We start from the raw sequence: 20,226 nt of genomic DNA, 5'->3' as shown, positions 1-20,226 counted from the left end.
TACATCATTTAGTTAATGACAATGTGTAAAGACAGGTGTAAACTTAAACGGTAATCATTTTGCATATCAGAGGTGTTGGCAATGGGAAAACAACAGCCTATATCCCAGCGTAAACTGCTGGGCGTCGCCGGTTTGGGGTGGCTGTTTGATGCAATGGATGTCGGAATATTATCGTTTATTATCGCCGCGCTCCATGTAGAGTGGAATCTGTCGCCCGAAGAAATGAAATGGATCGGAAGCGTCAATTCCATCGGCATGGCTGCGGGTGCGTTTTTGTTTGGTTTGCTTGCTGATCGAATCGGCCGCAAAAAAGTGTTCATCATCACCCTTTTATGCTTTTCCATCGGAAGCGGCATTTCCGCTTTTGTGACGAGCTTATCGGCATTTCTAATCCTTCGTTTCGTGATTGGTATGGGACTTGGCGGCGAGCTTCCAGTCGCTTCAACACTCGTTTCGGAAGCGGTTGTGCCTGAAAAGCGGGGCAGAGTGATTGTGCTTTTGGAAAGCTTTTGGGCCGTGGGCTGGCTCGCAGCGGCCTTGATTTCTTACTTTGTGATACCAAGCTTCGGCTGGCAGGCTGCACTTCTGTTAACTGCGCTGACTGCTTTTTATGCGCTGTACCTGCGGACGAGTCTGCCTGATTCGCCGAAATATGAATCGCTTTCTGCCAAAAAGAGGTCGGTGTGGGAGAATGTAAAAAGCGTCTGGGCAAGACAGTATATACGGCCGACCGTGATGCTGTCGCTCGTTTGGTTCTGTGTGGTGTTTTCTTATTACGGCATGTTCCTATGGCTGCCGAGTGTCATGCTGCTGAAAGGCTTCAGCATGATTCAAAGCTTTGAATATGTCCTGCTGATGACGCTTGCTCAGCTACCGGGCTATTTCTCTGCCGCATGGCTGATTGAAAAAGCGGGCCGAAAGTGGATACTCGTCATTTACTTGATTGGTACAGCAGGAAGCGCCTATTTCTTCGGAACGGCGGATTCCTTAAGTCTTCTGCTTACGGCTGGAATGCTGTTATCGTTTTTCAACCTCGGTGCATGGGGCGTGCTGTATGCGTATACCCCGGAGCAATACCCGACTGCGATTCGAGCAACAGGTTCAGGAACGACAGCAGCGTTTGGAAGAATCGGCGGCTTCTTCGGGCCTTTGCTCGTTGGAACGCTCGCAGCCCGTCATTTTTCGTTTTCGGTCATCTTTTCAATCTTTTGCATTGCAATCTTACTCGCGGTTGCTTGTATTTTGATTATGGGGAAAGAAACGAAACAAACTGAGCTAGAATAGAAAAGCACCTCTTAAAAGAGGTCGACAAACCCTCGCATTCGTTGTCAGGACTGCGCTTTGGTGCTCAATGCGAAGTGGATCAACGGCTAAATTCTCAGGCGTCCTGCCTAAACACCGTCGTCATCACATCCTGTGAATGTCCGCTCCTATGCTCGTCCTTCCTAGACTTCAAGGTTTTCAATCTGAGGCACCTCTTGAATGAGGTGCTTTTTTACATTTGCGCCCGGGCTGCGGATTGGCGTTTCCCGGTTTTACTGATTGCCTGGTAGAGCGTCATAGAAAGTATGAACAAAATGGCAGTAAATCCTGTGACAGCTCCGAAATGCTGTGTGCTTTGATATAAAAAACCTGCAATACTTGTACCGACAGTGGTCCCGGCATACATAGCGGCATTGGAAAGGGAAGCGATGGTTCCTCGCGCATTTGGTGCAATGGATTGAAAGACACCCATCATTAACGGAAAGATGATGCCAGCTGTAAAGAACGTGAGAAAAAAGCCGGCTTCTACTAAAAACAAGTTTGGAAAGAACGGAAGAGCGAAATAGAGAGCGCCCATTAGCAGCATCCCGCTGATCAGTGTTTTAAACATGCCCAGCTTTTCTGAAACCCGGCTGCCGATAAGGCTCCCGAGCATATTTCCCAGTCCGAGTACAAGCATAGCTGCGCCAATTTGTGACACGGTTAAATGATAATCCGCGGAAAGCCAAGTACCCAGAAAGCTGAACGATGCGAAGTTTCCGGTTTGAAACAGAAAATAGGCAAGCAGAATGACCGATGTTTTCGGCAATGAAAAAAGCTCCCGATAGGGGTTGACAATTGATGGGTGCGCCAATGGTTCAGAAGGCCGGATATCAGGCATGACCGCCGCCAGGATCAATAGAAGAATAAGCGAGCACGCTGACAAAACGAAAAATGGCGTATGCCATGTAAAGGAAGCGAGAAACCCTCCAAAAGGAAGTCCGAGCATTTGTGAAGCGGCCAAACCTGCTGTCGCAATCCCCATGCCTTTTATGATCTGAGAAGGCTGGACAATGACTGGGATGGACGCCCAAATTTGAGGCGTCACAAACGCAGCACTAATGCCTGCGGCAAAACGGAACAGGCACATGGCGGCAAAAGAGGGAGCGATGCCGCATAAAAACGTGGATACGATAAAGCCTGCAAGTCCCCACAGCATGACTGTTTTCCTGTTCAGCCGGTCTGAGATTGGGCCTGCAATGATAGCGAAGAGCGCATAACCGAGTGCATAAGCACTGACCATCCAGCCTAACAAATCAGTAGAGACATGAAACTGATTCTGTAAAAGGGGGAGAAGCGGCGAAAGCAAAAAGGTATCCGTGCCAATGACAAACATGACACTGAAGAAAAGCCAAATGCGATTCAAATTTTATCACTCCTATTGTTTTATAACTTTGAAACTATGAAACAGATATGTATAGAGAAAACCCTTTGTTAGAGGGTTTCCAAAAAGCCAGGCAGGTATGTTTGAAATGTGTCTTCACGCAGACTGACGTATTTTGTCCGCGAATCTTTCCGGGTTGCCGTCAATCCCGCTTCACGCAGCGTTTTAAAATGATAAGATGCCGTGGTTTTGACAATATTGCACTTTTCACCTACTTCACCGCAGCTGAGTTCTTTTCCGGTGACATAAAGCGTACGAATAATGGCAAGCCTTGATTCATCAGACAGTGCTTTAAAAATTTGCGCTCTGATTTGATCATCTGATTGTTTCATAGTCATGAAACTATAATACATAATTGATGTTGAAAAAGCAACTTATTAGAGGAAGGAGGAATTCAATTCCAATAAAAGCGTTTTCAAATAAGATAGGAGGAAAATCACCCGTAAAATACAATCATATAGGAGGATTACAGAGCATTTAGAAGCATAAATAAGATCATGTGGTCACATGGATGTTTATAAAGAAATGGTACAGAATAAAAGAGAATATGCTGTTTGTGTGGGAAGTTACATAAATGTTACGGTAATAAAGATTGCTTAATATGGAGGGAAAATATGAGTGTAGATGAGAAACCAATTAAGATAAAAGTCGAGAAAGTCTCTAAGATTTTTGGGAAACAAACAAAGAAGGCAGTTCAAATGCTTGCCAACGGAAAGACAAAAAAAGAGATCCTGAAAGCAACCGGATCAACCGTTGGGGTTAATCAGGCAGATTTTGAAGTATATGATGGTGAGATATTTGTCATCATGGGTCTATCAGGGAGCGGTAAATCAACTTTAGTACGGATGTTAAACCGGCTTATTGAACCGACTGCCGGAAATATTTACATTGATGGTGACATGATAACAAATATGTCTAAAGACCAGCTCCGGGAAGTCCGCCGGAAGAAAATCAGCATGGTCTTCCAAAAGTTCGCTCTGTTCCCGCACAGAACGATACTTGAAAACACAGAATACGGACTGGAACTTCAAGGTGTAGACAAACAAGAGCGGCAGCAAAAAGCGCTTGAGTCTCTTAAGCTCGTCGGGCTCGAAGGATTTGAACACCAATATCCAGATCAGCTTTCCGGCGGGATGCAGCAGCGTGTCGGCCTTGCCCGCGCGTTGACAAATGATCCGGACATCCTTCTGATGGACGAAGCGTTCAGTGCGCTTGATCCACTGATTCGTAAAGATATGCAGGATGAGCTTCTTGATCTTCACGATAATGTCGGAAAAACAATTATCTTTATTACGCATGACTTGGACGAAGCGTTGCGGATCGGCGACAGAATTGTCCTAATGAAGGACGGCAACATCGTTCAAATCGGCACGCCTGAAGAAATCCTGATGAATCCATCTAACGAATATGTTGAGAAATTCGTCGAAGATGTTGATTTGTCTAAAGTCCTCACAGCAGGCCACATTATGAAACGCGCTGAAACAGTGCGGATTGATAAAGGGCCTCGCGTAGCATTGACACTGATGAAAAACCTTGGAATTTCTTCAATTTATGCAGTGGATAAACAAAAGAAATTGTTAGGTGTTATCTATGCGTCTGATGCGAAAAAAGCGGCTGAGTCTGATTTGTCACTTCAAGACATCTTGAATACAGAATTTACGACTGTACCAGAGAATACGTATCTGACTGAGATTTTTGACGTTGTGTCTGATGCGAATATTCCAATTGCGGTTGTGGATGAGAAGCAAAGAATGAAAGGAATTGTCGTAAGAGGCGCGCTGATTGGCGCACTTGCCGGCAATAACGAGTATATCAATGCTGAAGGCACTAAAGAACAAACACAAGATCCTTCTGCACAGGAGGTGAAGTAAGATGGATAGACTGCCTAGAATACCTTTAGCAGATATCATTGACCGTTTTGTTGACTGGATTACGATGACGTTTGGCGGATTCTTCGACGGAATCGCTAACGGATTGGCCGCTTTTGTAAATGGAATTGTCACCGGTCTTGGATTTATTCCATCTATTTTGTTAACGATTATTTTCGCCGCACTTGCGTGGTGGATCAGTACAAGGGGAATTGCGTTATTTACGTTGATTGGATTCCTCCTGATCGATTATTTAGGTTATTGGGACCCAATGCTGCAAACATTGGCGCTTGTGTTGACATCTGTGATTATTTCGATTGTGGTCGGGGTTCCGATCGGAATTTGGGCGTCTCAGAAAGAAACGGTTCGCCGTATTGTAACGCCAATTCTTGATTTAATGCAGACAATGCCTGCTTTCGTATATCTATTGCCGGCGATTTTCTTCTTTAACATCGGTGTTGTGCCGGGTGTTGTTGCATCTGTTATCTTCGCGATGCCGCCGACAATCCGCATGACTGTTCTCGGTATTAAACAAGTGCCGGCGGATCTGATTGAAGCAACTGAGGCATTCGGTTCTACAACAGCTCAGCGTTTGTTTAAAGTTCAGCTTCCGCTTGCGACAAAAACGATTTTGGCCGGAATTAACCAGAGCATCATGCTTGCGTTATCAATGGTTGTTATCGCCGCAATGGTCGGTGCACCGGGACTTGGTTCTGAAGTATACAGTGCCGTTACACAGCTGAAAACCGGGGTCGGAGTAGAGGCCGGTATCGCCATCGTTATCGTTGCCATTACGCTGGACCGTATTACTCAAAATATTAAAGTGAAGAAGAAAAGCAGGGGGAATGCCTGATGCTTAAAAAAATCATCGGCATCGGCGTTTCCGCCATGCTGGCGCTCTCACTTGCGGCTTGCGGTTCAGAAAACGAAAAAAATGCATCCGCAGCAGAACAGGTGAATAAGACCATCATCGGGATTGACCCCGGTTCAGGGATTATGTCCCTGACTGACAAAGCGATGAAGGATTATGACCTGAATGACTGGACATTGATTTCTGCGTCAAGTGCTGCGATGACCGCTACGCTTAAAAAGTCATACGACCGTAAGAAACCGATTATCATTACAGGATGGACACCGCACTGGATGTTCTCTAGATATAAGCTGAAATATCTCGATGATCCGAAACAATCTTATGGCAGCGCAGAGGAAATCCATACGATCACACGCAAAGGCTTCAGCAAAGAACAGCCGAATGCCGCAAAGCTTCTGAGCCAGTTTAAATGGACGCAAGACGAAATGGGCGAAATCATGATCAAGGTGGAGGAAGGCGAGAAACCTGCCAAAGTTGCTGCCGAGTACGTCAATAAACACAAGGATCAGATTGCCGAATGGACAAAAGGCGTTCAAAAGGTAAAGGGAGACAAAATCAACCTTGCCTATGTGGCGTGGGACAGTGAGATTGCAAGTACAAACGTCATAGGCAAAGTCTTAGAAGACTTGGGCTATGAGGTAACACTTACTCAGGTAGAGGCTGGGCCGATGTGGACTGCAATTGCGACGGGAAGTGCGGATGCATCCCTTTCCGCATGGCTGCCGAATACCCATAAAGCATACGCCGCTAAATATAAAGGCAAATATGATGATATTGGCACAAGTATGACGGGTGTGAAGATGGGGCTTGTTGTTCCTCAATATATGAAAAATGTCAACTCAATTGAAGATTTGAAGAAGTAATCAAAAAAGCAGCCTGTGTCAGGCTGCTTTTTTTGCGTTATTTTACGTAAGCGGCAGCGGGTGAATCAGCCTTTTGAAAAGTTTTTAATACGGCATTCGCTAAAATGTGAATGCCGTTGAACATCGCATTTCTGTCAAATGTCATGTGCGGATGATGGAGTCCCGGCTGGAGCCCGCAGCCTAGTCCGAGCATCGTTGTTTTCAGATTCGGCACCTTCACGGCGTAAAAATGGAAATCCTCTCCGCCGGTAGTGACAAGCGGGTCATCAAGCCGCTCAGCCCCGATGATATCTGTAATGGCTTCTGCCATGATCGCTTCAGCTTCTTTGTTTTGTGTTGCCGCAGGAAGGCTGTGTTCTTTTTGCAGATCGATTTTTGCGCCGAATGCAGCGGCGGCCGCTTCACAGGCTCTTTCTGTCTCGGCGATTAACGCCTCCATGGCTTCATTGGTCTGTGCGCGCAAATCAAGGCTGAACGATGCTTTTCCTGGAATGATGTTAGAGCTTTCACCGCCGGCTTGAAGTTTTGTCATTTTGACGGTATGCGGGATTTGCGGGTCAATATGAATGAGTCCGAGCTTATGTACAAGAAATGCCGCAATTTCAATGCTGTTTTTCCCGAGGTGCGGACGGGCGCCATGAGTCTCTTCCCCGATGATCGTTCCCTCAATGTGCTGGCTTGATCCGTGCAGAATAGACGGAGCGCAGCGGCCGTTTTGTGTTTCCTGGATCGGACGGACGTGAACGCCATACAAATAGTCGATATCATCAAGCACGCCTTCTTCTATCATTTTCAAGGCGCCGCCGCCTTTTTCTTCTGCCGGCTGAAAGATAAAACGGATTGTACCCTTCGGAAGCTCAGGTTGTTTTTTTAGCAGCATTAACGTGCCCAATGCCATTGTCATATGTGAATCGTGTCCGCAGGAATGGTTGGCGCGAAATGTGCCGTTAACCTCCTGCCACAGCGCGTCAATATCAGCGCGTACCGCTACAACAGGTGAGCCTGAGCCGATTTCGCCGACAACCCCGGTGCAGTCTGAAAACGTGCGCGTCCGGCACCCTAAATCCTCAAGCTTTTGTTTCAAAAATGAAGTTGTCTCATATTCCTTCCAGCTGACTTCAGGATTCGCGTGCAGATGCTCGAAGATGTCCATAATGGTTTGTTTCATGTCTTCTGAAAGCTTTTGCATGGTAAGAAATACCTCCTTCTATCAGAATGAATTTTTACCCTCTTTACTTTATTTATATTGAAACAGGAAGATAGGCTGTATATAATATAGCACATATTGCTACTATTCAGAATAATTAATATTTTCAAACAGAGGGGATGGATCGAAATATGAGTATGCCAGCAGCCGAAACACAGCCTAAGAAAAAACGAATGACATTTAAAATGCCTGACGCCTATGTCCTCTTATTTATGATTGCTTTCATTTGCGCAATCGCTTCATATATTGTGCCGGCAGGTGAATTTGACCGCGTGACAAAGGGGGATGTCACGACCGCTGTTCCGGGAAGCTATCATTCAATTGAACAGTCTCCGGTCAGCTTGATCAGCTTTTTTACTTCTCTACAGGATGGAATGGTTGGATCAGCACCCATCATCTTTCTGATTCTATTCACAGGCGGCACCATTGCTATTCTAGAAAAAACGGGTGCCATCAATGGCCTGATTTACAATGTCATCAGCAAATTCCGCACAAAGCAATTATTATTTATTTGTATTGTCGGCGCATTGTTCTCCATTCTCGGAACAACCGGGATTGTCGTGAATTCAGTTATCGGTTTTATCCCCATCGGCCTCATTGTGGCACGATCCTTAAAATGGGACGCAGTCGCGGGAGCCGCTGTTATTTACATCGGCTGCTACGCTGGATTTAACTCCACCATATTATCACCGTCACCGCTCGGTTTATCACAATCAATCGCGGAGCTCCCTCTTTTTTCTGGAATCGGCCTGCGAGTTGTGATATACATATGCTTTTTGCTGTCTTCTATTATTTATATCTATTTGTATACGAGAAAATTAAAAAAATCAAAAGATGCCAGTGTGTTAGGAACAGATTGGTTCCCTGCGGCAGGAATGGGCGAAGCCGGTAAAGAAGAAGATCAGCCAGTGCCGTTTACCGTTCGCCATAAGCTGATTTTGGCTGTGGCGGGACTCTCACTTGTCGGATTTTTATACGGCGCTTTGAAGCTTGGCTGGTCAGATTCCCAAATGGCTGCGACATTTATTTTTATTTCTGTCCTTGCCGGTTTAATAGGCAGACTTGCGGCGAACGATATTGCCAAAACCTTCATTACGGGCTGCCAAAGCCTTGTATATGGGGCGCTGATTGTCGGGATGGCACGAAGCATTTCCGTTATCCTTGAAAATGGAAAGCTTCTCGATACTGTCGTCAATGCTTTGGCTTCACTTTTGGACGGATTCAGCCCGATTGCCGGGGCAATCGGCATGTATATCGCCAGTGCGCTGCTTCATTTTCTCATCTCTTCAGGGTCTGGCGAAGCCGTTGTATTTATTCCAATCCTGGCGCCGCTCGCTGATTTGATGGAAATCACGAGACAGGTTGCGGTGGAGGCGGTTATGCTTGGAGAAGGGGTCGTCAACTGTGTGAACCCGACATCCGGCGTTCTCATGGCAGTGCTTGCCGCCAGCGGTATTCCGTATGTCAAGTGGCTGCGGTTTATGGTGCCGCTTGCTCTGATTTGGTTCTTGATCGGGCTTGTCTTTATCGTGATCGGCGTCATGATCAATTGGGGGCCGTTTTAACGATTGCTGCCCGCCGGCTTGTACGGCGGGCTTTTGAGTTATTCATTGCAGAAGCGCAGGCTGTTATTGTAACATGTAAGCCATAAGCCATTCGTAAAAGTGCGGGAGGAAGGTCATGAATAATCTGCATAATAGACTTTCAGGCGTGAATGGGAAAAATAAGAGGGTAAAAGAAAAAGAACAAAAAATCTGGTCGGAGATTGGGATGATAGCGGGAGCATTTGCGCTGCTTGATGTGATCATCCGCGGCATTATGTTTGAATTTCCGTTTAAAGAATGGGCTGCAAGCCTTGTGTTTTTGTTCATCATTATCTTATATTACTGCATCAGGGCTGCGGCATCCGGAATGCTCATGCCGAGAATAGACACCAAAGAAGAACTGCAAAAACGGGTGAAGCAGCAGCGAATAGAATCAATTGCGGTCGCCTTTGCGGTAGTGGTGCTTACGATGTACGACAGGGGGATTCCCCATACATTCTTCGCTTGGCTGAAAATGATTCTTCTTTTTATCGTCTGCGGCGGCGTTCTGTTTCTGCTTCGGTATGTGATTGTGAAGCTGGCTTACAGAAGAGCGGTAAAAGAAGAAATAAAAAAGAAATCATCTTGAAAAATAGATGGTTTCTTTTTTTGTTTGGAAAGCGAGGGAAGCGTACACAGTCTCGGGCAGTTTTTTTTATAGGAACATTGATTTGTATTCACTCTGCCAAGTTGTTTTGATAGAGTGATTGTGATAATTTAAAATGTAAGCGTTAACAAAATTCTCCAGTCTTCACATCAGCTTGAAAGGAGGAAGCGGAAGAATGAAGTAAGAGGGATTTTTGACTCCGAAGTAAGTCTTCAAAAAATCAAATAAGGAGTGTCAAGAATGTTTGCAAAACGATTCAAAACCTCTTTACTGCCGTTATTCGCTGGATTTTTATTGCTGTTTTATTTGGTTCTGGCAGGACCGGCGGCTGCGAGTGCTGAAACGGCGAACAAATCGAATGAGCTTACAGCACCGTCGATCAAAAGCGGAACCATTCTTCATGCATGGAATTGGTCGTTCAATACGTTAAAACACAATATGAAGGATATTCATGATGCAGGATATACAGCCATTCAGACATCTCCGATTAACCAAGTAAAGGAAGGGAATCAAGGAGATAAAAGCATGTCGAACTGGTACTGGCTGTATCAGCCGACATCGTATCAAATTGGCAACCGTTACTTAGGTACTGAACAAGAATTTAAAGAAATGTGTGCAGCCGCTGAAGAATATGGCATAAAGGTCATTGTTGACGCGGTCATCAATCATACCACCAGTGATTATGCCGCGATTTCCAATGAGGTTAAGAGTATTCCAAACTGGACACATGGAAACACACAAATTAAAAACTGGTCTGATCGATGGGATGTCACGCAGAATTCATTGCCCGGGCTGTATGACTGGAATACACAAAATACACAAGTACAGTCCTATCTGAAACGGTTCTTAGAAAGGGCATTGAATGACGGGGCAGACGGTTTTCGATTTGATGCCGCCAAACATATAGAGCTTCCGGATGATGGGAGTTACGGCAGTCAATTTTGGCCGAATATCACAAATACATCTGCAGAGTTCCAATACGGAGAAATCCTGCAGGATAGTGCCTCCAGAGATGCTGCATATGCGAATTATATGGATGTGACAGCGTCTAACTATGGGCATTCCATAAGGTCCGCTTTAAAGAATCGTAATCTGGGCGTGTCGAATATCTCCCACTATGCATCTGATGTGTCTGCGGACAAGCTGGTGACATGGGTGGAGTCGCATGATACGTATGCCAATGATGATGAAGAGTCGACATGGATGAGCGATGATGATATCCGTTTAGGCTGGGCGGTGATAGCTTCTCGTTCAGGCAGTACGCCTCTTTTCTTTTCCAGACCTGAGGGAGGCGGAAATGGTGTGAGATTCCCGGGGAAAAGCCAAATAGGCGATCGCGGGAGTGCTTTATTTGAAGATCAGGCTATCACTGCGGTCAATAGATTTCACAATGTGATGGCTGGACAGCATGAGGAACTCTCGAACCCGAATGGAAACAACCAGATATTTATGAATCAGCGCGGCTCACATGGCGTTGTGCTGGCAAATGCAGGTTCATCCTCTGTCTCTATCAATACGGCAACAAAATTGCCTGATGGCAGGTATGACAATAAAGCTGGAGCGGGTTCATTTCAAGTGAACGATGGTAAACTGACAGGCACGATCAATGCCAGGTCTGTAGCTGTGCTTTATCCTGATGATATTGAAATCAGGTGTAACACATTCTTTCAATGATCAACTGACGATTACCTTGCGTGCAAATGCGAATACAACAAAAGCCGTTTATCAAATCAATAATGGACCAGAGACGGCGTTTAAGGATGGAGATCAATTCACAATCGGAAAAGGAGATCCATTTGGCAAAACATACACCATCATGTTAAAAGGAACGAACAGTGATGGTGTAACGAGGGCCGAGGAATACAGCTTTGTTAAAAGAGATCCAGCTTCGGCCAAAACCATCGGCTATCAAAATCCGAATCATTGGAGCCAGGTAAATGCTTATATCTATAAACATGATGGGGGCCAGGCAATTGAATTGACGGGATCTTGGCCTGGAAAACCAATGACTAAAAATGCAGATGGAATTTACACGCTGACACTGCCTGCGGACACGGATACAACCAACGCCAAAGTGATTTTTAATAATGGCAGCGCCCAAGTGCCCGGCCAGAATCAGCCTGGCTTTGATTACGTGCAAAATGGTTTATATAATGACTCGGGCTTAAGCGGTTCTCTTCCCCATTGAGGACAAGGCTAGACGGGACTTACCGAAAGAAACCATCTATGATGGTTTCTTTTTTGTTCATAAATCAGACAAAACTTTTCCCTTGCAAAAGTTTGTGAAGCGTTGCACAATATAAATGTGAAATACTTCACAAAGAAAAAGACATCAAAGAGAAACATACCCTGGAAGGATGATTAATGATGAACAAACATGTAAATAAAGTAGCTTTAATCGGAGCGGGTTTTGTTGGAAGCAGTTATGCATTTGCGTTAATTAACCAAGGGATCACAGATGAGCTTGTGGTCATTGATGTAAATAAAGAAAAAGCAATGGGCGATGTGATGGATTTAAACCACGGAAAGGCGTTTGCGCCACAACCGGTCAAAACATCTTACGGAACATATGAAGACTGCAAGGATGCTGATATTGTCTGCATTTGCGCCGGAGCAAACCAAAAACCTGGTGAGACACGCCTTGAATTAGTAGAAAAGAACTTGAAGATTTTCAAAGGCATCGTCAGTGAGGTCATGGCGAGCGGATTTGACGGCATTTTCTTAATCGCGACAAATCCGGTTGATATCCTGACTTACGCAACATGGAAATTTAGCGGCCTGCCAAAAGAGCGGGTGATCGGAAGCGGCACAACACTAGATTCTGCGAGATTCCGTTTCATGCTGAGCGAATACTTTGGCGCAGCGCCTCAAAACGTACACGCGCATATTATCGGAGAGCACGGCGACACAGAGCTTCCTGTTTGGAGCCACGCGAATGTCGGCGGTGTGCCGGTCAGTGAACTCGTTGAGAAAAACGATGCGTACAAACAAGAGGAGCTGGACCAAATTGTAGATGATGTGAAAAACGCAGCTTACCATATCATTGAGAAAAAAGGCGCGACTTATTATGGGGTTGCGATGAGTCTTGCTCGCATTACAAAAGCCATTCTTCATAATGAAAACAGCATATTAACTGTCAGCACATATTTGGACGGGCAATACGGTGCAGATGACGTGTACATCGGTGTGCCGGCTGTCGTGAACCGCGGAGGGATCGCAGGTATCACTGAGCTGAACTTAAATGAGAAAGAAAAAGAACAGTTCCTTCACAGCGCCGGCGTCCTTAAAAACATTTTAAAACCTCATTTTGCAGAACAAAAAGTCAACTAACCGCAACTTTAGAGTAAAGGGCTGATTGTCAATGTGGGAGCAGTTGTATGATCCGTTTGGAAACGAGTATGTGAGCGCACTTGTGGCGCTCACTCCGATTCTCTTTTTTCTTTTGGCTTTAACTGTTTTGAAAATGAAAGGCATTCTTGCGGCATTTCTTACCCTAGCCGTCAGTTTCTTCGTTTCCGTTTTGGCATTTCATATGCCGGTTGAAAAAGCGATTTCTTCTGTTTTGTTAGGAATCGGGAGCGGGCTGTGGCCTATTGGCTACATCGTCCTGATGGCGGTGTGGCTGTATAAAATCGCAGTGAAAACCGGGAAATTTACCATTATTCGGTCCAGCATTGCCGGCATTTCGCCTGACCAACGATTACAGCTATTATTAATTGGTTTTTGTTTTAACGCATTTTTAGAAGGCGCGGCCGGTTTTGGTGTTCCGATTGGCGGCGCTGCTCGTCGAACTTGGTTTTAAACCGTTAAAAGCGGCAGCGCTCTGCTTGATTGCAAACGCAGCCTCCGGAGCCTTTGGGGCGATCGGAATTCCTGTCATCACAGGGGCACAGATTGGTAATTTGTCTGCTCTTGAGCTGTCACGGACATTAATGTGGACACTGCCGATGATCTCATTTTTAATACCATTCCTGCTTGTATTCTTATTAGACCGAATGAAAGGAATCAAACAGACATGGCCCGCTCTTCTGGTTGTGAGCGGTGGGTATACAGCGGTTCAGACACTGACAATGGCGGTGCTCGGGCCGGAATTAGCAAACATTTTGGCGGCCTTATTCAGCATGGGCGGGCTTGCCCTCTTCCTCCGCAAATGGCAGCCGAAAGAGATTTACCGCGAGGAAGGGGCCGGCGATGCTGGTGAGAAAAAGGCATACCGTGCTGCTGATATTGCGAAAGCGTGGTCTCCTTTCTACATTTTAACTGCGGCGATCACCATCTGGAGCCTTCCTGCCTTCAAAGCGCTTTTCCAAGAAGGCGGGCTGTTATATCAATCAACGCTCCTGTTCAAAATGCCTTTTCTGCATCAGCAAATTATGAAAATGCCGCCGATTGCGCCATCTGCCATGCCGTTAGATGCAGTCTTTAAAGTTGATCTGCTGTCAGCGACTGGAACATCGATTTTAGCGGCGGTCATCGTGACAGGGCTGTTCAGCAAAAATTTCTCTTGTCGGGATGCCTTTGCTTCCTTGAAGGAGACAGGAAAAGAGCTGTGGGTGCCGATTATGACGATCTGCTTCGTGATGGGGTTTGCCAATCTGGCCAACTTCGCAGGGCTCAGCTCTTCAATTGGGTTAGCATTGGCGAAAACAGGAGACCTGTTCCCGTTTGTCAGTCCTGTTCTCGGCTGGATTGGCGTGTTCATCACCGGTTCTGTTGTCAGCAATAATGCTTTGTTCGGCCATTTGCAGGTTGTCACGGGAGCGCAGATCGGTGCGGGTTCAGATTTGCTGTTAGCCGCAAATACGGCGGGCGGTGTCATGGCGAAACTTGTTTCTCCTCAATCTATCGCCATCGCTGCCGCAGCGGTCGGCCAAACAGGCAAGGAATCTAAACTGTTTAAAAGGACAGTGGCGTACAGCCTGATTCTGTTATTGATCATTTGTATATGGATGTTTATTCTTGCAAGATTAGGAGTGTAATAGAAAAAAGCAGTACATGCCCAGCATGTACTGCTTTTTTTATGTTAATTTGCTTTCTTTGTCATTTCGGCTGTTGTTTTCACTCTGGTTTTCCCCATAAACAAAATGGTAACCGCCGCGAGGACAATTGGAATCAAAGCGAGCAAAAAGACATACGTAATACTTGATGACATCGCGTCAATAATGCAGGATCGCATCAGGAATCTGGGAACGTGTTCCCGCTTGGAATATCTCCTGCGGGTCAGGGCATCAAACAGTTATTGGGCTGATTCATGAAGGACAGTCACCTGCCGCTTCCAGTTTTAATATAGTATCCAGATGGATACTTGAGGTGGATCAATGGTGAATGGGATTTACACCAAAAGTTTTCTGGAACGTATTCAGGAAGAGCTTCCTGAATGGCAAAGAATCGCTTTTGAGCTGCTGGCAGAAACTCTGGGGGACGACGCGGATACGTTTCCGTGCATTCCCGGACGCCAGGCGTTTCTGACTGATCAGCTTCGGATTGCTTTTGCCGGAGATCCGCGGGAAAACCGCACAGCGGAGGAACTGGCTCCGTTGCTTGCGGAGTACGGCAAGATATCGCGGGACACGGGAAAATACGCATCCCTCGTTGTGTTGTTTGATACACCGGAAGATTTGGCGGAGCATTATTCGATTGAAGCGTATGAAGAGCTGTTTTGGCGCTTTTTAAATAGACTGAGTCATCAAGACGAAAAAGAATGGCCGGAAGACATTCCGGCCGATCCCGAGCATTATAAATGGGAGTTTTGTTTTGACGGCGAGCCGTACTTTCTTCTCTGCGCTACACCGGCGCACGAGGCGAGAAAAAGCCGAAGCTTTCCTTTTTTTATGATCACGTTTCAGCCAAGGTGGGTGTTTGAGGACCTAAATGGATCAACTGCATTTGGCCGTAACATGAGCAGGCTGATCCGATCTCGTTTAGAGGCCTATGATCAGGCTCCGATTCACCCGCAATTAGGCTGGTACGGAGGAAAAGATAATCGTGAATGGAAGCAGTATTTCCTCCGTGATGACGAAAAACAGGTATCGAAGTGCCCGTTTTCTTATTTAAAGAACATGTTCAACAAAATGAAATAAATCAAGGACTGGCAGGGCGATCTTTATGACCCTGCTTTTTTTGATAGATCATGGTAACGATGGCGATGATCACGAGAAAACCTATGCTGACGAAAAAACCGGCCGGCTTGATTTATCAAACAATGTACCGGACACAGCCGCAGCAATCAGAACAATAAATTTGCGTTTTTCCCATGCCCTCGGGATCAGTCAGCTTTTTGCTGGAGAACATGATAAACAGCCAAGTGTATAAAAGCATAAGCCCCGCAGCTGTTGTCATATGCTCATAAATGTTTTTAGGCAGCACTAACGACAGAATAATGGAGAGGACAAGCCCCGCAAACGTCAGAAGTGCCGGCCAGCATATTTTTTTGCCTTCCTTTAGAGTAAAGCATTTCGGCGCGTCGCCGTCATCAGCCATTGTACAAAGCAATGTCGTAACGGCAAAAAGCGAAGCGACAAGGGTCGAGAACCCGGCGATGATGAAAATCCCGTTAAATATATCAAGGATGATCTCAAGGTTATATCCTTTTAATGATGTAATGAACGGACTGTCCTGTTCAGTAAACGCGTGTAACGGAACCAAAAGCAGAGCAAGCCCGATTGAAATGATATAAATAATCGCCAGCGTCGCCAGCATCAGTTTCCCTTTTTTAGACGCTTCCTCAGGTTTTTTTTAGTGAACCGACATCAGCCCCATGACCTCAATTCCGCCAAAAGCGTAAAACGCGTAGATTAAACCTGTCCACAGCCCCATGGCGCCGTATGGGAAAAACTCACTCGTCTTATTTGGAACATGTACGCCATGATTTCCGCCGGACAGGATACCGCATAAAGCCAGGATGGCAATGACAATAAACATAAAAATAAGCAGCTGTTTTAATCACTGCCAGCACGTTTTCTGTTTTTTCAAAGACGGACAGGCCGGTGAAAATAATAAGGAGCCCAAGTACTGCGTAGATTGAGGCAAACACCCATAGCGGCACTTGAGGAAACCAATGCTTCGTAAAGAGCGAAATGGCTGTCAGCTGGCTTCTGGTAATCAGCATTTCTGATGTCCACTACACCCAGCCGTTGCTGAAGCCTGCCCATTTGCCGAATGCTTTTCGGGCATACGCACAAAACGAGCCCTTTTCCGGCTGCTTCACCGATAGCTTGGCGAGCTGTTCAAAGACAAAATACGTACTGATCCCTGCGATCAGAAATGAAAGGAGAACGGAAAAACCGCTTTTTACAATTGCGATGCTGGAACCGAGAAAGAAGCCTGTTCAAATCGTGCAGCCGACTCCGATCAGTGACAGCTGCCACCAAGCCAGATTCCCTTTTGGCTGGTCTTTTTTTGTTTGGCTCATTATTTATTCAACCCCTTTTATCTAAGGTTAGATTGTGATCTGTCCGAAGCTTATATACATCGGATTTTTGCCTCTTTTTACATGGAGAAGGAAGCGGACGCTCATACTAATGAAAAAAGGAGCAAACCAATGACACAGCAATATATTGTGGAGCCGAAAAAAGGGCTGGGGCTGAAGCTGAAAAAGGGGCAGATTTTAAAGGTGGTTGATGTAGAAGGGCAGCAGGTGGCTGATTTTGTCGCATACCATGCCAAGGATTTTTATGAACACCTTGATCAGGGAGCGACGATAGACGCCAATCACTCCATTCATGTGAAGGTCAACGACCATCTCTACTCCAACCTGTATAAGCCGATGTTAACCCTGATTGAAGATACGGTCGGCAAGCATGATCTGCTGCTGCCCGCCTGCCGTCCTGATATGAACAGGCTCTTATATGGGAAGCAAAAGGATGAGTTTCAGGATACGTGCTATGACAATATGAACCGTGCGCTTGAGCAGTTTGGCGTACCGAAGCCTCACATGCATTACCCATTTGCGATTTTTATGAATACTGTCCTTGATGAGAAAGGGAATCTGTCTGTGGAAACGCCGCTTTCGAATGCCGGAGATGGATTTAATTGTCGCGTTTTCTTCCTGCCCGATTGAAAAAGGGAAATGCAATGGCGACAGTGTGACATCCATACGGGTTGAAGTCAGCTGATCTCTCTTGTTCACTGTGAATGAAGACCTGTGCTATATTTAATAGGGATACATAACAGTCATGATTCATTTTCATTGATTTGGGGAAATGATCAGTAACAAGGGAAAATGTACAGGAGGAATGATTGGGATGAGCATGCAGGAAAAGATTATGCGTGAGTTACATGTGAAGCCCTCAATTGATCCAAAGCAAGAAATTGAGGACCGAGTCAATTTTTTAAAACAATATGTAAAGAAAACTGGTGCTAAAGGCTTTGTATTGGGAATCAGCGGCGGCCAGGATTCAACACTTGCGGGAAGACTCGCTCAGCTTGCGGTGGAGAGCATTCGCGAGGAGGGCGGAGACGCTCAATTTATCGCTGTCCGTCTTCCGCATGGCACACAGCAGGATGAAGACGATGCCCAGCTTGCTTTGAAGTTTATTAAGCCGGATAAATCATGGAAGTTTGATATTAAATCAACAGTCAGCGCTTTTTCTGATCAGTATCAGCAGGAAACAGGCGATCAGCTGACTGACTTTAATAAAGGAAACGTAAAAGCAAGAACAAGAATGATCGCGCAATACGCGATCGGCGGCCAGGAAGGCCTTCTTGTGTTAGGAACAGACCATGCTGCTGAAGCAGTGACTGGTTTCTTTACGAAGTACGGTGACGGCGGAGCAGACCTCCTGCCGCTGACAGGCTTGACGAAGCGCCAGGGAAGAACCCTGCTGAAAGAGCTGGGTGCACCGGAACGCTTATACTTAAAAGAGCCGACTGCCGATCTGCTCGACGAAAAACCGCAGCAGTCGGATGAAACAGAGCTTGGCATTTCCTACGACGAGATTGACGATTATCTCGAAGGAAAAGAAGTATCAGCGAAAGTATCAGAAGCGCTGGAAAAACGCTACAGCATGACTGAACATAAACGCCAGGTTCCGGCGTCTATGTTTGATGACTGGTGGAAATAAGTTGAAGAAAGCCCGCTCTCGGAGCGGGCTTTTGTCGTGTACAGAAGCTTTATTTGATGCGGATATGATTCAGCTTTACCATTAATCTGTCGGCGAACCTTCGGAGGCTGCCTCTTGTATCAGGATCTAATGGGAGTTCGGCTCTCGCGGCAATGTTCTCTGCCACATCCTGAATCGACAGGTTGTCTGTTTGAATGTGGTCCTCAAAAATGGGTGATGATAATCCTTCAACACAGCGGTCAATTTGTTTGGCGGCCCATGAGTTTTTTCCTTCTGCTCTGGTGCGCAGCCTTTTTAACAAGGTTTCCTTTGAAGCCATTAGTGTAAAGTGGTGAACGATCCTGCCTTCCTGTCTGAGCCTGCCGATGATCTCATTGAAGTATTCAGGGTGTACAATCGTCATAGGCACAATAAGGATGCCGCGGTATGTATCTGTCAGAGAAGCTAGCAAACTGTAATTGAACGCCCGCCATAAAGGATAGCTTTGAAAATCGTCCTTTGCGATCTCCTGCGGCACCATGGAGCGCAGCGCAAAACCCATTTTCTCGGGATCATACACGTAAGATGGGCTCAGCCTTCTGTGCAGTTCGAAGGCTGTTTGTGTTTTTCCCGAACCGAATGCCCCGTTTATCCAAATGATCATCGCCATTTCTCCCTTCCTATTTATCATACAGAAAAAGACCCTTCCATCGAAGAGTCAGCTGGAAAAACAATAAAGGCGGAAGGTTTTAACGCTTTTTTGCGTCGAAGTATTAAAATACCTGCAGAAATGTTGTACAATGAATGTCATTCAGGCAAAAATGGCTACAACAAAGCGCACTATAAGCTTGACCGGTAAAGCCGGTATCTATATAAATATTCGCTAAATAAGCATATAATGAATATATAATTTCATTCCTTAGGAGGATTTCGCCGAAGATGAACGCTAAACGAGCCATCCCAGTAAGAGAAAGAAATATCGTCCTGATCGGATTCATGGGTGTAGGAAAAACAACAATCGGCCAATTGGTCGCTAAAAAATTATATAGAGATTTTATTGATATTGACCAGCAGATCGAAAAGGATTTCAATATGTCAATTCCTGAGATATTTGAGAAAAAGGGAGAAGACTTTTTCCGGAAAACGGAGAAGGAATATATTTTAGACATCTGCCATCATAAACGATTCAAAATCGTATCTCTGGGCGGGGGATCTTTTAAACAAGAAGAAATCAGAAATTGCTGTCTGGAAAACTGTCTCGTGCTTCATCTGGACCTGTCATGGGAGAACTGGAAGCAGCGCGCGGATTTATTGATCGAAAGCCGCCCTGTACTGCATAACCGTTCAATGGATGAAATGGAACAGCTGTTTAACGAAAGAAAAGTCATTTATGACAAGCACAATTCAAAAGTGGCAACAGACAACCTTTCCCCGGAAGAGGTTGCCGATTACATTGTTGAGACATTAAAAATTGGCTGGGATCTTTATCAGCCGATGTAA

Annotated in this window: 13 protein-coding genes and 6 pseudogenes; 13 read left to right on the top strand and 6 right to left on the bottom strand. The window is 45.7% G+C overall.

Translation table 11 applies throughout. From position 1 onward, the window contains the following. Positions 1-81 precede the first annotated feature (81 nt). Entirely contained in the window at positions 82-1,284 is a 1,203-nt protein-coding gene (gene niaP, locus PUN35_RS13170; protein WP_014478752.1) for a niacin permease NiaP, read from the top strand. A gap of 211 nt (positions 1,285-1,495) precedes the next feature. Here niaP and PUN35_RS13165 read toward each other — a convergent pair whose 3' ends face one another. Next, positions 1,496-2,668 (bottom strand): MFS transporter, encoded by a 1,173-nt coding sequence (locus PUN35_RS13165; RefSeq protein WP_014478753.1) that lies wholly within the window; start codon positions 2,666-2,668, stop codon positions 1,496-1,498. Between the two features lie 68 nt (positions 2,669-2,736). Continuing rightward, on the bottom strand, positions 2,737-3,039 hold the full coding sequence (locus tag PUN35_RS13160; RefSeq protein ID WP_072592575.1) for an ArsR/SmtB family transcription factor: 303 nt from the start codon (positions 3,037-3,039) through the stop codon (positions 2,737-2,739). A gap of 261 nt (positions 3,040-3,300) precedes the next feature. Here PUN35_RS13160 and opuAA point away from each other — a divergent pair, with 261 nt between their 5' ends. The 3 genes from opuAA to opuAC are packed head-to-tail and all read left to right on the top strand — an operon-like array spanning position 3,301 to position 6,288. Beyond that, a complete protein-coding gene (gene opuAA, locus PUN35_RS13155; RefSeq protein WP_014475722.1) occupies positions 3,301-4,557 on the top strand; it encodes a glycine/proline betaine ABC transporter ATP-binding protein OpuAA in 1,257 nt (418 codons plus the stop codon). A 1-nt stretch (position 4,558) separates the two neighbouring features. Further along, positions 4,559-5,407: a glycine/proline betaine ABC transporter permease subunit OpuAB gene (opuAB, locus tag PUN35_RS13150; protein ID WP_003234703.1), complete on the top strand. Its 849-nt coding sequence runs from the start codon at positions 4,559-4,561 to the stop codon at positions 5,405-5,407. Then, complete coding sequence (gene opuAC / locus PUN35_RS13145; protein ID WP_014478755.1) at positions 5,407-6,288, top strand: glycine/proline betaine ABC transporter substrate-binding protein OpuAC; 882 nt, start codon at positions 5,407-5,409, stop codon at positions 6,286-6,288. The genes opuAB and opuAC overlap by 1 nt, the downstream gene beginning before the upstream one ends. Positions 6,289-6,325: 37 nt before the next feature. Here opuAC and PUN35_RS13140 read toward each other — a convergent pair whose 3' ends face one another. Further along, on the bottom strand, positions 6,326-7,477 hold the full coding sequence (locus PUN35_RS13140) for a M20 peptidase aminoacylase family protein (RefSeq protein ID WP_014478756.1): 1,152 nt from the start codon (positions 7,475-7,477) through the stop codon (positions 6,326-6,328). Between the two features lie 149 nt (positions 7,478-7,626). Between PUN35_RS13140 and PUN35_RS13135 the strand changes: the two genes are divergently transcribed. From PUN35_RS13135 to PUN35_RS13115, 5 genes and pseudogenes are all read left to right on the top strand, one after another. Then, positions 7,627-9,060, top strand: coding sequence for a YfcC family protein (locus tag PUN35_RS13135; protein WP_014478757.1), 1,434 nt, complete (start codon positions 7,627-7,629; stop codon positions 9,058-9,060). Between the two features lie 115 nt (positions 9,061-9,175). Then, positions 9,176-9,777, top strand: a pseudogene (locus PUN35_RS13130) (DUF6773 family protein). Between the two features lie 148 nt (positions 9,778-9,925). Continuing rightward, positions 9,926-11,873, top strand: a pseudogene (amyE, locus tag PUN35_RS13125) (alpha-amylase). A 176-nt stretch (positions 11,874-12,049) separates the two neighbouring features. After that, on the top strand, positions 12,050-13,015 hold the full coding sequence (locus PUN35_RS13120; protein WP_014478761.1) for an L-lactate dehydrogenase: 966 nt from the start codon (positions 12,050-12,052) through the stop codon (positions 13,013-13,015). A gap of 31 nt (positions 13,016-13,046) precedes the next feature. After that, positions 13,047-14,664 (top strand): annotated as a pseudogene (locus PUN35_RS13115) (L-lactate permease). A 44-nt stretch (positions 14,665-14,708) separates the two neighbouring features. Here PUN35_RS13115 and PUN35_RS13110 read toward each other — a convergent pair. Continuing rightward, a pseudogene (locus PUN35_RS13110) lies at positions 14,709-14,907 on the bottom strand (MFS transporter); the annotation flags it as partial. Between the two features lie 96 nt (positions 14,908-15,003). Here PUN35_RS13110 and PUN35_RS13105 point away from each other — a divergent pair. After that, positions 15,004-15,765, top strand: coding sequence for a YqcI/YcgG family protein (locus PUN35_RS13105; RefSeq protein ID WP_031600132.1), 762 nt, complete (start codon positions 15,004-15,006; stop codon positions 15,763-15,765). Position 15,766: 1 nt separating this feature from the next. Here the strand turns inward: PUN35_RS13105 and PUN35_RS13100 are convergent. Beyond that, positions 15,767-17,096: pseudogene (locus PUN35_RS13100) on the bottom strand (amino acid permease). Positions 17,097-17,225: 129 nt separating this feature from the next. Between PUN35_RS13100 and PUN35_RS13095 the strand changes: the two are divergent. Both PUN35_RS13095 and nadE read left to right on the top strand, forming a co-directional pair. Then, positions 17,226-17,799: pseudogene (locus tag PUN35_RS13095) on the top strand (DUF1989 domain-containing protein). 129 nt (positions 17,800-17,928) lie between these two features. Next, on the top strand, positions 17,929-18,747 hold the full coding sequence (nadE, locus tag PUN35_RS13090) for an ammonia-dependent NAD(+) synthetase (RefSeq protein WP_003246440.1): 819 nt from the start codon (positions 17,929-17,931) through the stop codon (positions 18,745-18,747). A 49-nt stretch (positions 18,748-18,796) separates the two neighbouring features. Here nadE and tmrB read toward each other — a convergent pair whose 3' ends face one another. Continuing rightward, positions 18,797-19,390 carry a tunicamycin resistance ATP-binding TmrB gene (tmrB, locus tag PUN35_RS13085; RefSeq protein ID WP_014478770.1) on the bottom strand — a complete coding sequence of 198 codons (594 nt, stop codon included), beginning with the start codon at positions 19,388-19,390 and terminating at the stop codon, positions 18,797-18,799. A gap of 275 nt (positions 19,391-19,665) precedes the next feature. Between tmrB and PUN35_RS13080 the strand changes: the two genes are divergently transcribed. Next, a complete protein-coding gene (locus tag PUN35_RS13080; RefSeq protein ID WP_003246473.1) occupies positions 19,666-20,226 on the top strand; it encodes a shikimate kinase in 561 nt (186 codons plus the stop codon).

The organism is Bacillus sp. N3378-2at, from assembly GCF_033412715.1.
Taxonomy (GTDB): domain Bacteria; phylum Bacillota; class Bacilli; order Bacillales; family Bacillaceae; genus Bacillus; species Bacillus subtilis.
The sequence above is the reverse complement of the archived record's forward strand: the minus strand, read 5'-3'. Positions and strand labels throughout refer to the sequence as shown.